We start from the raw sequence: 16004 nt of genomic DNA on the forward strand, positions 1-16004 counted from the left end.
TTATGTCAGACACCACGCCAATTTCCTTATAATAATCACTTTAGATCTCCCCAAATTCATAACCCATTGGTGCATCAATGAAAAAACTCATGAACAACGCAGAACACCTCGTTGTCCAAATGTGCAAAGGACTTGTACTGGCTCATCCAGAGCTTCAATTTAATGAAACCTATAAAATCATTTCACGTAAAGAAAAACACAACAACGTGGCATTGATCAGTGGCGGTGGTAGCGGTCACGAACCTGCCCATGCAGGTTTTGTCGGCACAGGTATGCTCGATGCTGCCGTATGTGGTGACGTATTTGCATCTCCTTCGCAAATTCAGGTCTATAAAGCCTTACAGCAAGTCGCGACTGATAAAGGCGTGCTGATGATCATCAAAAACTATTCTGGCGATATGATGAATTTCCAGAATGGTGCAGCCCTTGCAACTGAAGACGGCGTCAAAGTTGACTATGTCAAAGTGGCAGATGACATTGCGGTCAAAGACAGCCTCTATACAGTCGGTCGTCGTGGTGTTGCAGGCACAGTATTTGTACATAAGATTGCAGGCGCAGCGGCATCAAAAGGTTTAGAACTTGTCGAAGTAAAAGCGATTGCTCAAAAAGCTGCAGACAACGTCATTAGCCTTGGTTTTGCTTATAGCTCATGTACCGTTCCTGCTAAAGGTACGCCAACCTTCACATTGGCTGATGACGAAATGGAATATGGCGTCGGCATTCACGGTGAACCCGGCATCCGCCGTGAAAAAATCTTGCCCTCTAAAAAAATGGCACAGCGCATCGTAGATGATTTATTCCTTGACCGCCCTGACATGAAAGAAGTTGCAGTTTTGGTCAATGGTTTTGGTACGACACCATTACAAGAACTGTATGTGTTTAATAACGATGTCTGCCAACACCTTGCCAATAAAGGCATTAAAATTTACCGTACATTTGTTGGCAACTATATGACCAGTATCGACATGAATGGTGCATCTGTGTCATTACTTGCTGTCGATGATGAATTGAAAACTTACCTCAATGCAGCAGCCAATACCCCTGCATTCAAAATGGATGGTTCAGCAGCACAGCCTTTAACTTTCACGACCAAAGATTCTGCCACCGAAGCTGTGGTAAATACCCAAGTTGAAACACAGCCTGAACATGCGGTGATTAGCAATGAACAATTCACCATTGAAAATATGCGCTATGTAGTCGATGTCATGTCTGCCTGTATCATTAGAAATGAAGTGCCATTCTGTGAATTGGATGCCCATGCAGGTGACGGTGACTTTGGTATGAGCGTGGCGAAAGGCTTTAAACAATTAAAACGTGAATGGCAAAGTCTGATTCAAGCACAGCAGATGGATGAATTCATGCTGAACTGCTCAATGATCATTATGGAACATTGTGGCGGTGCGTCTGGCCCAATCTGGGGTTCAGCATTCCGTGCAGCAGCGAAATCAATTCAAGGCAAATCAGTTTTAACTGTCGCTGATTTCGCAGAGATGCTGCAAGCAGCGGTGAAAGGCATTCAAACCACAGGTGAGCGTTCATTTGGACGTGGCGCAGTGGTGGGCGATAAAACCCTCATTGATGCTTTAGTACCATGTGCAGATTCTTGGTCTGCCCATACCGATAAATCATTTAAAGAAAACTTTGTACTTGGTGCAAAAGCGGCGGTTCAAGGCGCTGAAAATACCAAAGAGATTGTAGCGCGTATGGGACGTGCGGGAACTGTAGGCGACCGCAGTCTTGGCTATCCAGATGCAGGCGCACATGGTTTAGGCGTGATCTTTACGGATATTGCGGAACATATTAAATAACTGAACATCTAAAAATATTGCCAACCCACATCAAAAGCATCGATTCGTCGGTGCTTTTTTTATGGCTATTTTAAAGTACTTTTTTTCATCAAATATCTCATGCATACAATACCGTTAGCATGAAATCCATTTTCAAATAATGCTTAAAAATTAACACAATTGAGCTGCTTTATCGCCTAGCGCTTTGCTAAGTTAAAACATATAACGATAAAAAAGGATGAGACATGGATTTAAATCAAATATTCATCCATGACACTACATGGACTTTTGCTGCCGAAGTGATTTTGCGTAGCGTCATTATGTTCGTTTTAATCATCGTATTCTTACGCCTAACAGGCAAACGCGGCGTACGTCAGTTATCCATCTTTGAAGTTGCCATCCTCCTTGCTTTGGGTTCTATTGCAGGCGACCCAATGTTTGAAGAGGAACTCCCCCTCTTACAAGCGCTCATTGTGATGACGGTGGTAATTGGTTTATACCGCGTAATCACTTGGCTCATGATGAAATACCAACCCTTTGAAGATTTAATTGAAGGCAAAGCCCTCTACATTGTTGAAGATGGTGAATTGGTTTTAGAAAAGATTAAACAAGGTAAAATGTCACATGATGAATTTTTCTCTGAAATGCGTCAGCAAAATGTGGAGCATCTTGGACAAGTTCGAGTTGGTTTATTAGAAAGTGATGGAAAATTTAGTATTTTGTTTTATCCACCTGAACAAGTGCGTTATGGGCTGCCACTATTTCCGAAACCCTATAAAGCGGTTCGAGATATCAAAATGCATCAACTGTATGCCTGTACGCACTGTGGCAAAACCATGTACATTTACGGTGCTCAGGATACCTGCCCGCGCTGCGGATGTTGTGACTGGGCTGAAGCGATTAATACACAGCGTTTAGCTTAAGCATTCAAGGCTAAAACTTTAAAATTCTTTGCCGCTTCAATTAAACACGTCATCAAAATACAGTAAGATCCAACGACCATCACCACAGACCCACCCTTGAATGTTTTTCGCCATCTAAAAGTGCAGCAGCAGAGATTTCATTGGTTAATATATGTGCATTATTTCAGTTCAGGCAAGCCATCCAGCTTTCATCTTTTGAAGACTACAAGATGCTCAGACAGACTCCCAAAAATGTATCATTCGTCAATTTTCAGTTCCATTATCGCGCTAACATCTATCAATCAGATAAAAATACAAAATAATGAATTGCCCTGAATTAACTCAGAAATGGCGCAATTTGTTTTTCATTTTTTAAACAGATTCTAAAAACATAGTTTTTCACTTAATAATCATTCATTTAATTTTGTCATTGCAAATCACCATTGCACTATTTTAGTGCATTGTTGTCATACTCATGCAAGTCTTTGCTTTATATCGAGTCTTCTACATTTTTTAGTTTTTTTAATCAAAATTTCCCTCGCTCACTCCTCTTTTCGAAATTATTCCGCTCGATATACTGAACTTCTTTTCGTGAACTAGCGCACTAAACTGGAACACCTTATGCAAAATATAGATCTCCTCTTTCTCCTTCTTGGTGCAGTCTTGGTTCTTGCCATGCATGCTGGCTTTGCATTTTTAGAATTGGGTACAGTACGACATAAAAATCAGGTCAATGCGCTGAGTAAAATTTTGACTGACTTTTCTATTTCCGCAATTGCATACTTTTTTGTGGGTTATTACATCTCTTATGGTCAGCACTTTTTTCATATTGGGGACACTTTAGCAGCCGATCATGGCTACAACTTAATGCGTTGTTTCTTCCTGCTGACTTTTGCCGCAGCCATTCCAGCGATTATTTCAGGTGGTATTGCTGAACGTGCAAAAATGCGGACTCAAGCGATTGCCACATTATTATTGGTCGCTTTGGTCTATCCATTTTTTGAAGGCATGGCATGGAATGGTAATTTTGGATTACAAGGTTGGTTAGAACGCACATTTGGCGCAGCATTTCATGATTTTGCAGGTTCGGTCGTTGTACATGCGATGGGCGGTTGGATCTCTTTAGCTGCAGTACTTTTACTTGGCGCACGTCATGGACGCTATAAAAAAGACGGTCGTATCAGCGCTCACCCCCCTTCAAGTATTCCATTCCTTGCCTTAGGTTCTTGGATTTTAATCGTCGGCTGGTTTGGCTTTAACGTGATGAGTGCGCAACGTTTGGATGCCATTTCAGGACTGGTTGCAATTAACTCTCTCATGGCAATGGTGGGCGGCACGCTTGCAGCAAACTTTATGGGTAAAAATGACCCCGGTTTCTTACATAATGGTCCCTTAGCAGGTTTGGTAGCGATCTGTGCAGGCTCAGATGTAGTTCATCCTGTCGGTGCGTTAATTATCGGCGCTATCGCAGGTCTGATCTTTGTCAAACTATTTACATACACTCAAAACAAACTCAAAGTCGATGATGTACTTGGCGTATGGCCACTACACGGTGTTTGTGGTGCTTTCGGTGGTATTGCAGTGGGTGTATTTGGACAAAAATGGTTGGGCGGTTTAGGCGGTATTTCAATGATCTCTCAATGTATCGGTACGCTGCTCGCGATCGTGATTGCATTGGCTGGTGGATTCATCATTTATGGTCTACTCAAAGTAACGATGGGCATTCGCCTAGATCAAGAAGAAGAATTCCGTGGTGCAGACTTAAGTATTCACCGTATTTCGGCAAACTCTGAAGAAAACATGTTCTAAACAACACAATCTAAAGCGGCATTTATGCCGCTTTTTTTTACCCAGAACTTCGCTTAAAGCTTGAGTTTAAATCACCTTATTTTAGAAAATCTAAGACCTGATCCAAATGCTGAATTTTATTCGGAATGCTGTGCTGTTGTTCAGCACTTAAAGTATGAAAGCCTTCAAGCAATACGGCAGACATCCCTGCTTGGCTCGCACCATAAATATCATTGACAGGATGATCACCAATAAATAAACACTCGGTTTCCGTCACGCCCAACTCACGACAACTGTACTGAAATATTTCAACTTTGGGCTTACTGATGCCTGCACTTTCCGAGCTGATGATCTGATCAAAATACGATGCAAAACCTAGTCCATTCAAAATATTCAGGCGTGTGGCATGTCCACCATTCGACACCACCGCCAGTTTATACTGCTGCTGTTTTAGTTGCTGCAGCAAGCTCAATGCCCCAGGCATCGCCACGGCAAACTGACCGAAGTGCTGAAACCAAAATTGTGTGAGCTCATCAATATCAGGGCGTTGTATCCAATCTAGCTCCGTTTGTAGTGCATAAGCGACAGATGCCCCAATACTCGGATGTGTAAGGAGTTCTTTTTTCGGATATCCCCCATTATCTATACGGTTAATAATACGTTTAATCTGTACAAGGTCTACCTCCGCCAGCGTCGACTGATAAGACTCGGCTAAATACTGCGTATAGGCCTGAACGCTGTGATCTCGATGAGTCAAAGTATTATCTAAATCAAAAAGGACTGCACGTATGCTCATAAATCTTTATTACTGAGTTTTCAAAAACTTTAACACAATGCCCGTTTTGCTTTATGCACCTTCTTCACTATCGATATCAATACAGTTCACATAGCCGATTAAGTCTGATTTAAGTTTTGTGGTTTCAAATAGCAGCATTCAAACAAAATAATTTCAGCACATCACACGACTTATGCTCTCGAACCGTTCCATTTTATTACGACAAGCCCTGCTGCTCACACTCAGTTTGGTTGGCCTCCTTTATGTTTTCCCCGTCGGTGGTTCGCTCGACCAAGCTTTTATTCAGCCTTGGGTCGACCTACATGGTAGTTTTCCTCATCGTAATGATTGGGCACTTGCTGTGCTGAACCATCGCTATATCAAGAATATCGTCATAGGCGTTTATGTCCTGTATATCGCAGCATGGATATGCAGTTTTAAATATCCTCATCTGAAAGCACGTAAGTTTGAATTCGGTTATTTTATCGTAGTGGCTCTATTCAGCACGGCAATGATTGGTTTACTCAAATCACAATCTGCACATGCCTGCCCTTGGAATATGACCGTCGCCACAGCCCAAGGCTTTTCTTGGGATTTTTCAGCACGCCAAGGACACTGCTTCCCCGGTGGCCATGCTGCGACTGGTTTTGCCTTAATTACGGGATATTTTGTTTATCGAATACATCGACCTGCCCGTGCATATTTCTTTTTATCTGCTGGGCTGATTTTAGGCTTTGCTTTTGGCTGGGCGCAAATGATGCGGGGTGCGCATTTTCTGAGTCATAACCTTTGGACCGTATGGATCATTTGGGCCTTTAACACAGTCATTTATACATTTGGCTGTCGTTATCTACCCACAGAAAAAATCAAAACTGCCTATAAACACTTTGAATGGATATAGGCTTTATTCGCAAGGAGTAAATTAAAATAATTAGGAGTTTAAAGGTCTTAGCGGAATCTGAATCGTTACTTTCAACCCACCCAGCGTTTCACTTTTCGCAAAATCTAAACGTGCACCAATATGCGCAGCGGCTTTATCCACGATTGCCAAGCCTAAACCACTTCCAATTTCTTCATGATTATAAATTCGATAAAAGCGTTTTCGAATTTGCTCATATAAAGCTGGGTCGATGCCAGGCCCACTATCTTCAACCTGTACAACCGCCTGCCCCGCATGTTCAAAGACGTAGACATTAATCATGCCCTGTGCAGGGGTATATTTAATGGCATTATCAATCAAATTAAAAATGATTGAATGTACCGTTGGCTCAAGACTATATAAGGCAATGCTTTGTTGTTGCTCCATGCCAAGGTCAATATCTTTTTGCATAGCCAAATGTACCAGTTGCTCCACGCAATTGGTTGCGACTTGCTTAAGATCAAAATGTTGTTTGCGCTCAAGTTCAAAGACCGAGGCGTCTTGTTTTGCCAAACTCAATAATTGACTGACCAAATGCTGAATACGAATTAAACCTTTACTCAAATTTTGTAGAGCGTCATCTTGTGGAAATTTTTGTAGCAAAATCTGCATTTGCAAATTCAGTGCGGTAATCGGGGTCCGTAACTCATGCGCTGCGTCAGCAATAAACTGGCGCTGTTCCTGCTGCGACAACGAAATTCGTTCAAACAACTGGTTCATTTCAATAATGGTTGGTGCAATTTCCTCTGGATACGGCATTTGAGAGATTGGAGAAAGTTCAAAGGCATCCCTTTTTGCCAGTTCTTTTTTAAATTTTTCCAGTGGGTTTAAGCTGCGTTGAATCAACCATCCCAAAGCGATTAATGCAAAAGGTATAAAAACCAAATAGGGAATAAACATACTACTGGCCAATTCTGCTGCAAGATGCTGCCGAACCGACTCTTGCTGACTGACCTGAATTTGCCGATCTGTGAGTGGCAAAATATAGGTATGCCACTCATCCTGTTGGGTACTGTGGGTATAAAAACCGGCTTTGGGCTGAGGCGCGACCAATAATTTTAATTGATGGGTTTGATGTGCATTGGATTGATAGGTCCACACATCAACAAATAAATCTTCTTCGTGATAATGCTTATGTTGATCAAATTCACTGCGAATGGGCTGCGGATCATGCTCTGCAACACGTTCCGCCAAATTTTGCATTTGCGCATCTAAAATTTCATTAATTTCTTCAAGTGCAATTCGATAAGCTGAAAACACCAAAAGACAGCCCAAAAACATACTGAAAACAGACACATAAATAATTAGTCTCTTTTTCAGAGAATAAGGCTGCTGCATGGTTGATAATTCCTTTGCCTTAACCGAGTCGATAACCTAAACCACGAATGGTGCGAATAAAATCTTTGTCTAATTTTGTTCTGAGATGATGCACATACACTTCTATGGTATTACTACTGATATCACTATCAAAATCATAAAGCTTATCTTCTAAATTGGCTTTCGAAAAAATCTTATTCGGATGCGTCACCAGTGGAATCAATATGGCCCATTCACGGTTAGATAAATCAACATATTGCCCCTTATAGCGTGCAAGATGCTGCTCAATATCTAAAATCAATTCACCATGTTTTAAAATTTTCTGTGGTGCTTCGACTGAACTCAGCCCTGTGCGTCGAAGGAGCGCATGAACCCGTGCAAGTAATTCATCAAACTCATAAGGCTTAATCAGATAGTCATCTGCCCCATGGTTTAAACCATCTACACGATTTTGTAATTGATCACGTGCCGAGATGATTAACACTGGCAATTTAGGCTGCATTTGACGAATTTGTTTCAGGACTTGCATACCATCCATCATCGGCAAACCCAGATCTAGTAAGACGATATCAATCCCCCCTTGCATTATGAGCTTTAAGCCATCGATACCATTATTCACCCACTCGACTTCAAACTGTTGATAGTTCAACAAGGTTTTAGTCGATTCGGCAATCATGAAATCATCTTCAATAATAAGTATTTTGTGCATGGCTTAAGTCCTGCGCTGTACTGAAGTACATTGTTGCAACATATTGTTTTTTTCATCAATCACTTGAGTCTGCACATCGAGCAAACTCAATAGCGATGGAAATAGATTATCCTGACTTAATTTTTGGCTTTTTTGTGCCATTAAACAAGTATATTGCGCTGAATTATTTTTTTGCCACGCCGGTGAAAACCACATCAACATCGGTACATGGGTTTGCTGTGACGGTGCAATTGCGTATGGAGAACCGTGTAAATATAAGCCATGTTCACCTGTCGACTCGCCATGATCGGACAAATACCACAGTCCTGTTTGATAGTTGTCAGCCACTTTTAAAGTGTTAATCAATTCACTCAGCACATGGTCGGTATAGACAATACTGTTGTCATAACTATTTATTAATTCTGTCGAGCTACATCCCTGTATGGCATTACTATTACAGGTTGGCTTAAATTTTTGAAACGCTGTGGTACTTCGTTTGAAATAGGCAGGGCCATGACTGCCCATTTGGTGTAATACAATTAAACGAGGTGTCTGATCTGCTTTGGGAATCGAAGCCAAATATGCCTTCAAACCATCCACTAAGATTTCATCATGACATTCGCCATCGGCATCACACCACTTTTTCTTCAGCGCTTCAGGAAATTCATATTTTTCAACACGTGTGCATGTACCCTTACAGCCTGAATTATTATCTAGCCACGTCACCTTATAGCCTGCACGCTGTGCAATATCGAGTAAACCTTCGCGATGACTTGCAAGCTGTTCATCATATTCGGTTCTCGGCATACCCGAGAACATACAAGGAACAGACACAGCGGTTGCGGTGCCACATGAGCTGACTTGGCTAAAATTGATAATATTTTGCTGACTGAGTTCAGGATTGGTATTTTTAGCATAACCATTCAGTGAAAAACTTTCCGCGCGCGCAGTTTCACCAACCACTAAAACCATCAATTTTGGTAAGCTTTTGGCGCTTACGTTTTCAACCATATGTGCATCTTCACCATAGTTCAGCAATGGCAAATTCTGTTTCGGTGCTTTTTTGTGATAATAGGAAAATGTCGAAGCGATACTGTTTTGTGGTGAGAGCATGCCTTTTAAGTCACGATGCTCACGAAAGATCGCAGCATAATCGACAAAATAAACAAACAGCAAAGCACCCAAAAGGATGAGCGATAGCACTATATGTAGACCCTTTTTGGCTACCACCGTGCTTAGGGCTTCTTTATGCAGTGGCAAAAGCCAGATCAATAGCACTGGCAAAATAACCAGTCCAAAGACCCAGATAAAAAATTGTGGCGAGATTAAATCCTGCACTTCCTTTACATCTGTTTGCATCATGTTCTGCACTTGGTCAGATGTAATGGTCACGCCTAAACTATTGACGAAATAGGCACTCAAGCCACCAATGATCAGCAAAACACTCGCCAAAAGTTTTGAATTCCATCGCCATTGCAGGAGTTGCATCAGCACATTATAAAGTGCCACTACCACCAATACGGTTGCCGCTAAAAATAGTCCGGCCTTCAATCCCGTATAAGGTGTGAGCTGCTGGATGTGCTGATAAAACGCGAGGTTCAAAACCACCCCAAGCCATAAGGCAAGCACGAGGTTAAATTGACTTAAACTAAGTCTTGGAATTTTTTGCTGTATTTTAGCTATGACCTGAAGCATATTGGCATCAATTATTGATCTTTGATGCCCTAATCTAAAAATTCAAACTTAAAAATCACTTAAAACTGATCAAAACCATGCAAGAAAAATAAAAAAAGGCGATGTAAAACATCGCCTTTTGAACAACTTAAATCAAGGTCTTAGAATTTAAATTCTAGGCCTGTACCCAATACAGGTTGTTCGCTTTCATCTGGACCTTGTTCAAGTGCCAAGTAACCCGCATAACCATAAGCTTTCACTTGTTTGCTAAATGCATAATCCGCACCTGCAATGAATTGCTGAGCTTCGTAATCATCACCCACTTTATAGGTCGTAGTATTTTGACTATATTGTGCTTTTACTGTCCAAGCTTTTGCAGAAGGTAGATTGTATTCTGCACCGACTAACCAACCTTGAGCATCATCAATATTTGCTGCTGCAACATCATTACCTTTAGCAGCCTCAACCTCTGATGTTTGATACAGTGCTTTGAGTGCCAAACCGCCCTCAAGATTTACGCGACCAATCGCACGAATTGTATTTGCAGCAGCAAATACTTTGGTTCCAGTTATTTCAGAATTTGAAACAACTTTATCATTCACGGTATATGTACCACTATTTAGCGTCCCTACGCCACCAAAGTTCGATGGAATGGCTTTGTCATAGGCTAAACCTGCGACAACAACGGGGCTGTCATAGACAACAGACGCCGACCAAGCATCGCCAAGACCACGACCTGCAGTTTTTACTACACCTTTGTCGCTCTTGATTCCTGAAGATTCACCTGTTGCAAGCAATGCATTAACTTTAATTGCACCTTCAGCAATTTTAAATGCTGGTGATTCATAGACAACAACGTTATCTACACGGTTTTCACCCGTCATGATGCCTGTAACATCAGCACGGTTACCCACGTAGTTATTGAATGTATCAACTGGACTAGACAATTGTTTTAATGGTGTATCGTGTGCACCGACTTTCAATGTACCAAGTTTCGCATCTTTCAAACCAACGAAGCGGTTACGCTTAGACCAGTCATCGCCTTCGCCGTCTGAGTTAAATGCCCATTCAATTGCATAAACTGCGCTTAAACGCTCAGTCAGTTTTTCATCGCCCTTTAAACCCAAGAAAGAACTGTTTGAACTGATTTCAACGACATCTTTGTCTGAAACACCCGTTTTATTATCTTCAGGTAAATAATCAACTGACGCATCAATTTCACCGTAGAAGGTTGGTGCTGCAAAGGTTGACCCAGCCAAAAGGCTCAATGCGATAGCCGCTGCTAACTTAGTTTTCATCAAAAATTTTCCTTAAATTATTTTGTAACAGATATTACACACGCGAAACATATTACAAAATTATTAAAATAATATTTGCATTGCTCTTTTAGTGCTTTAGCTGATAAAAAACAACCAAAATCATGATTTAGAAGTGATTTTGGTCATTTTTTAATGCTTTTTCCCAAAATAGAATCGGGACTAAGCTCAATGCAGCCAAACCTGTGATCCAAAATAAATAAGTGCTATAACCCAACTGATCGGCCACTATGCCACTGATGCTATACAGCCCCCCACTCACCGTAGCCATAATGGCAACCTGAAATGTAAAGTCCGTTGATGCAAATGCTTTACGACTATATTGCATCACCAAAGTCAGCATGATCACAAGCAGCATGGCTGAAATCATGTCTTCGGCAGCATTGATCCCATAGATCAGCCATTCATGGACGGGCCGTTTTGCCTCGAACTGCAAAGCCAGCCATGCATAGGTCAATAAATTGAATATTTTCAATACCGAATAGAAAACCAAGGCCTGTGCCCGAGAAATATACTTCAAGCTAAGACCTGCAAGCCCCGCCCCAATTAAAGCAGCCACTGCACCTAGCATGGTGACATACAGACCAATTTGACTAAAACTCAATCCTAAATCGACCATCAGTGGCTTAAGTAAGGGTCCTGCTAGACCATCTGCAAGCTTAAAACTCAATAAAATCATCAGCCACAGTGTGAGAGTTTTAGTTTGAGTAAAATAAGTCAGATACTGGCGAATGGCGTAGAACAAGCCTGAAGTATGTTTATGGTTGTTATCATGCTCTTGAGAGGATTTTATATTGAGCTGTGGCTTTGAAGGTTCTCGATAGAGAAAAATAGGAATCGTATTCATGAACACCAATGCCGCTAAAAACAGAAAGGTGGCTTGCCAATCCAACCAATCCAAGGCCCAAAGTACAGCACCACCGCCCACGATAAAGCCGAGTCTTGAACCAATCACCTGAAAGGTATTGCCCCAGTGCTGTTGGTCAGTTTTTAAAATATTGACGGCCAAGCCATCGGTTGCGACATCTTGAGTTGCACCGACCAAATTCATACTGAGTAAAGCCACAAAAAACAGCAGCAAATACATTGGTTCATTCAAGCTTTGGATCGGCAAAAAAGACAGGAAGACCAAGACCACCACGGACAACAACTGCATTGGAATAATCCAACTCCGATAGTGCCCTTTGGACCTTGAACCATGTCGATCAATCCACGGTGCCCATAAAACTTTGATCGACCATGGCAGCATGAGTAATCCAAAGCCACCAATATGCGCCAACGACACACCTTGCGCTCTTAAAATCACCGGTAAAGCATGTGTCATAAAACCGACAGGTAACCCTTGCGCCCAATATAAGGAAAACAGTAAAAGATAGAGCTGACGAAGCTGGATCATAAGTTCCTAAATGTTGAATGCGCTGAAGTTACATTTAGAGTAGTCAAAATACGGCTATTTTGCCAATGATCTAAAAAAATCATCGACCTAAGATAAGGTCAATGCTGATGCCGTATTTTTAAAGTGCATCACGTCGAAAATGGATTTCACTTATATAAGAATATGCAATAAATCAAAAGACTCAATTATTTCCAGTTTTGCCCGATCAAGTTCCATCACGAGGCTCCCCCTTGAGCCGCGCTATTTTTAAAAAACTTTTTTTGGCACAAGGATGGAAATTTGACGGCGAATTTCCCAACCTTGCCAAAGCTGTAGCGATCATCTCACCGCATACCTCTAATATTGATGCATGGCATGGTTTTCTTGCCTTGCTTGGAATCGGGATAAAAATCACCATTTTTGGTAAAAACACCCTTTTTGATACTCCCTTAAAACCACTTTTGGATTGGGTCGGCGTGATCCCTGTGCAGCGTGAAAATCCATATGGACTGACACGTGAAATTGCTGAGATTGTCCAAGCGACAGATCAAATTTGGATTGGAATGGCACCTGAGGGAACACGAAAAAAAGCCGATAAAATCCGCAGTGGTTTTTACTATATTGCCTATGAAGCACAGATTCCTATCGTGATGTTTAGCTTTGATTATGCAAAGAAAACCATTCATTGCTTAGGTACTTTTGAACCGAGTGGAGATTTTAAAACTGATCTTGAAAAAATTTTGATGATTTATGACGGGAAATTTTCCCCGAAAAATCCCGAATGGTTGGCCTTGCCGTTACAAAAGCACTGGAAAAAGCCCTAGTCAAATGGCTATTTTTTTGATGTGATGTGCACTTTGTATATTTAACCATCAGATTTCACCCATGAAACTTTTGCAATACCTGATTCCTAGCCTCTTCGTATTGGCACTCACTGGCTGTGATTCTGCAACCAAAACGCCTGCGACCACGACACCTACACCAGCCAAAGCACGTGAACCGGTGATCGCGATTGCGCTCGGTGGTGGCGGTGCTAAAGGTTTTGCACATATTGGTGTGCTTAAAGTGCTCGAATCACACGGTATTAAACCTAAGATTGTGACTGGGACCAGTGCGGGTAGTTTTGTCGGTAGCTTGTACGCCAGCGGTAAAACGCCTTATCAAATGCAGCAATTGGCCCTGAACTTTAAAGAGTCTGATATTCGTGACTTAACCTTAAATAGCCAAGGCATTATTCAAGGGCAAAAATTGCAAGACTTTGTCAATAAAAACGTCGGCAATAAATCAATTGAACAGTTTCCAAAGCGCTTTGCTGCTGTAGCCACCCGTTTGGATAATGGCAGTAAAACTGAATTTAACCGTGGTAATGCCGGCCAAGCGGTACGTGCATCGTGCAGCATTCCGAATGTATTTGTACCTGCAACCATTGCAGGAGTGAAATATGTCGATGGTGGCTTAGTCAGCCCAATTCCAGTGAAAACCGCACGTGATATGGGTGCAGATATCGTGATTGCGGTGGATATTTCTGCGCGCCCTGATGGTAGCAAAGCCGTAAGCATGTTTGGTTTACTCGATCAAACCATTAACATCATGGGACAACAAAGTATTAATGAAGAACTGAAAAATGCTAATTTCGTGATTCAACCTAAAGTGGGACATATCGGCACACTCGATTTGAAGTCGAGCAATGCGACGATTTTAGAAGGTGAAAAAGCCGCACAACTCAAAGTGAATAGCATTATTAAGGCGATCGATAACTTTAAACAGTCCCCTGCGGCCTTTAAACCAGCACCAAAAGCGAAAATATAATTCAACGATTTTTTTTATATTCATTGAGTTATACATCTGCTACATTGATATAGATACTGGTTCATCTATATCAATTCACCCTTATATAAGAGTAGATGTATGGAATTTATTTTAGAACCTTGGCACTGGTTTGTATTGGGCGTCGCTTTGATGCTTTTTGAACTGATTTTGCCGTCTTTTGCTGCGCTATGGTTTGGCGTTTCTGCAATTTTGGTTGGGATCTTATATTGGATCTTTCCATCCATGGACTTTAATGTCCAAATTGTGGTTTGGATTATTTTTGCCGTGCTCTGCACATTTTTGTGGTTCAAATTTATTAAGCCTTTATCCATTGATAAAACCAAAGCAGGTCTGTCCCGTGAAGCGACGATTGGCCAAGTGGGTATGGTGATTCAAACCCAGCTCAATCATGGCAGCGTTAAAGTTCGCTTCCCGATGCCTGTTTTAGGTTCAGACGAATGGCATTGCCGTACCCAAGATGCACTTCAAATCGGTGATCGTGTTCGCGTGACCGATATTTTAGGCAATGATTTAGTCGTCCAACTGCACAGCAGCAACCACCCCACTGACAATCCATAAATAAGTGAGAAATGACATGTCTGGTGTTTCTATTGTTTTTTTAGCGCTCTTAGTTTTTGTAGCCGTCACCATTTTTAAAGGTGTCCGTATTGTTCCCCAAGGTTATAAATGGATTGTTCAGCGTTTAGGTAAATACCATACAACGCTCAATCCGGGACTGAACTTTGTGATTCCGTATGTCGATGAAGTGGCTTATAAAGTGACAACCAAAGATATCGTGTTAGATATTCCTTCTCAGGAAGTGATCACACGTGACAATGCGGTACTGCTGATGAATGCTGTGGCTTATATCAATTTAACCACGCCTGAAAAAGCAGTTTACGGTATTGAAAACTACACATGGGCGATTCAAAACTTAGTTCAAACCTCTTTACGTTCTATTGTCGGTGAAATGGACCTCGATGATGCACTTTCATCGCGTGATCATATTAAGGCTAAACTTAAAGCTGCTATTTCTGATGATATCTCTGACTGGGGTATTACGCTTAAAACTGTAGAAATTCAAGATATTAAACCTTCTCATACCATGCAAGCAGCAATGGAAGAGCAAGCGGCAGCGGAACGTCAACGTCGTGCGACAGTGACCAAGGCAGACGGTGAAAAACAAGCGGCGATTTTGGAAGCAGATGGTCGTTTAGAAGCCTCTCGTCGTGATGCAGAAGCTCAAGTGGTACTGGCAGAGTCTTCTCAACGTGCAATTGAAATGGTGAGTTCAGCCGTCGGCGATAAAGAAATTCCAGTTGCATACTTACTCGGTGAACAATACGTCAAAGCCATGCAAGATATGGCTAAATCTAATAATGCCAAAACTGTGGTATTACCTGCGGATGTACTTAACACCATTCGTGGTGTGATGGGACGTAATAACTAAATCTTCGCATTAATTAAAATGGGTCGTGACATACGGCCCATTTTTATGCCCAAAACAAAAAAGAAGGCAAAGTTTGAGAATTTATGTTTAAATTTCACGTTATTTTTTTGACGTTTTAGGACTTATCGTTCGATTTCACCTACTTGGCGTAGGCAAATCCCATTGAGTCCCCTAATTAAACGCAATTGTCCAACGCCAAAGCGG

The 16004-nt window shown here is 41.6% G+C and carries 14 protein-coding genes; 8 read left to right on the forward strand and 6 right to left on the reverse strand.

Annotated elements, in window-relative coordinates; all coding sequences use genetic code 11:
- Positions 1-77 precede the first annotated feature (77 nt).
- The 3 genes from dhaK to FTV04_RS08590 all read left to right on the forward strand — a co-directional run bounded on the left by dhaK (position 78) and on the right by FTV04_RS08590 (position 4498).
- Positions 78-1808, forward strand: coding sequence for a dihydroxyacetone kinase subunit DhaK (gene dhaK / locus FTV04_RS08580; RefSeq protein ID WP_180089249.1), 1731 nt, complete (start codon positions 78-80; stop codon positions 1806-1808).
- A gap of 224 nt (positions 1809-2032) precedes the next feature.
- Positions 2033-2710, forward strand: coding sequence for a DUF421 domain-containing protein (locus tag FTV04_RS08585; RefSeq protein WP_180089250.1), 678 nt, complete (start codon positions 2033-2035; stop codon positions 2708-2710).
- A gap of 600 nt (positions 2711-3310) precedes the next feature.
- Positions 3311-4498: an ammonium transporter gene (locus FTV04_RS08590; RefSeq protein WP_180089251.1), complete on the forward strand. Its 1188-nt coding sequence runs from the start codon at positions 3311-3313 to the stop codon at positions 4496-4498.
- Between the two features lie 76 nt (positions 4499-4574).
- Here FTV04_RS08590 and FTV04_RS08595 read toward each other — a convergent pair whose 3' ends face one another.
- Positions 4575-5273 (reverse strand): HAD family hydrolase, encoded by a 699-nt coding sequence (locus tag FTV04_RS08595; RefSeq protein WP_180089252.1) that lies wholly within the window; start codon positions 5271-5273, stop codon positions 4575-4577.
- Positions 5274-5445: 172 nt separating this feature from the next.
- Between FTV04_RS08595 and FTV04_RS08600 the strand changes: the two genes are divergently transcribed.
- On the forward strand, positions 5446-6153 hold the full coding sequence (locus FTV04_RS08600; RefSeq protein ID WP_180089253.1) for a phosphatase PAP2 family protein: 708 nt from the start codon (positions 5446-5448) through the stop codon (positions 6151-6153).
- 30 nt (positions 6154-6183) lie between these two features.
- On the opposite strand, the gene FTV04_RS08605 is transcribed toward FTV04_RS08600, so the two are convergent.
- The 5 genes from FTV04_RS08605 to FTV04_RS08625 all read right to left on the reverse strand — a co-directional run bounded on the left by FTV04_RS08605 (position 6184) and on the right by FTV04_RS08625 (position 12562).
- On the reverse strand, positions 6184-7509 hold the full coding sequence (locus tag FTV04_RS08605; RefSeq protein WP_180089254.1) for an ATP-binding protein: 1326 nt from the start codon (positions 7507-7509) through the stop codon (positions 6184-6186).
- 19 nt (positions 7510-7528) lie between these two features.
- Positions 7529-8197: a response regulator transcription factor gene (locus FTV04_RS08610; protein WP_180089255.1), complete on the reverse strand. Its 669-nt coding sequence runs from the start codon at positions 8195-8197 to the stop codon at positions 7529-7531.
- Positions 8198-8200: 3 nt separating this feature from the next.
- The gene (locus FTV04_RS08615; RefSeq protein WP_180089256.1) at positions 8201-9871 is read right to left on the reverse strand and encodes a phosphoethanolamine transferase; all 1671 of its coding nucleotides are present in this window, start codon (positions 9869-9871) and stop codon (positions 8201-8203) included.
- A gap of 140 nt (positions 9872-10011) precedes the next feature.
- On the reverse strand, positions 10012-11148 hold the full coding sequence (locus FTV04_RS08620; RefSeq protein ID WP_180089257.1) for a porin: 1137 nt from the start codon (positions 11146-11148) through the stop codon (positions 10012-10014).
- Positions 11149-11275: 127 nt separating this feature from the next.
- Positions 11276-12562, reverse strand: coding sequence for an MFS transporter (locus FTV04_RS08625; RefSeq protein WP_180089258.1), 1287 nt, complete (start codon positions 12560-12562; stop codon positions 11276-11278).
- Between the two features lie 167 nt (positions 12563-12729).
- Here FTV04_RS08625 and FTV04_RS08630 point away from each other — a divergent pair, with 167 nt between their 5' ends.
- The 4 genes from FTV04_RS08630 (at position 12730) to FTV04_RS08645 (ending at position 15800) form a co-directional block, all read left to right on the forward strand.
- On the forward strand, positions 12730-13365 hold the full coding sequence (locus tag FTV04_RS08630; RefSeq protein ID WP_180089275.1) for a 1-acyl-sn-glycerol-3-phosphate acyltransferase: 636 nt from the start codon (positions 12730-12732) through the stop codon (positions 13363-13365).
- Between the two features lie 61 nt (positions 13366-13426).
- Positions 13427-14350, forward strand: a complete 924-nt coding sequence (locus tag FTV04_RS08635; protein WP_180024072.1) for a patatin-like phospholipase family protein — start codon at positions 13427-13429, stop codon at positions 14348-14350.
- Between the two features lie 99 nt (positions 14351-14449).
- The gene (locus tag FTV04_RS08640; RefSeq protein ID WP_180089259.1) at positions 14450-14929 is read left to right on the forward strand and encodes an NfeD family protein; all 480 of its coding nucleotides are present in this window, start codon (positions 14450-14452) and stop codon (positions 14927-14929) included.
- 16 nt (positions 14930-14945) lie between these two features.
- On the forward strand, positions 14946-15800 hold the full coding sequence (locus FTV04_RS08645) for an SPFH domain-containing protein (protein WP_078189969.1): 855 nt from the start codon (positions 14946-14948) through the stop codon (positions 15798-15800).
- The last annotated feature ends 204 nt before the right edge of the window (positions 15801-16004 follow it).

It is taken from the genome of Acinetobacter sp. YH12219 (assembly GCF_013417875.1).
GTDB classification, from domain to species: Bacteria; Pseudomonadota; Gammaproteobacteria; order Pseudomonadales; family Moraxellaceae; genus Acinetobacter; species Acinetobacter amyesii.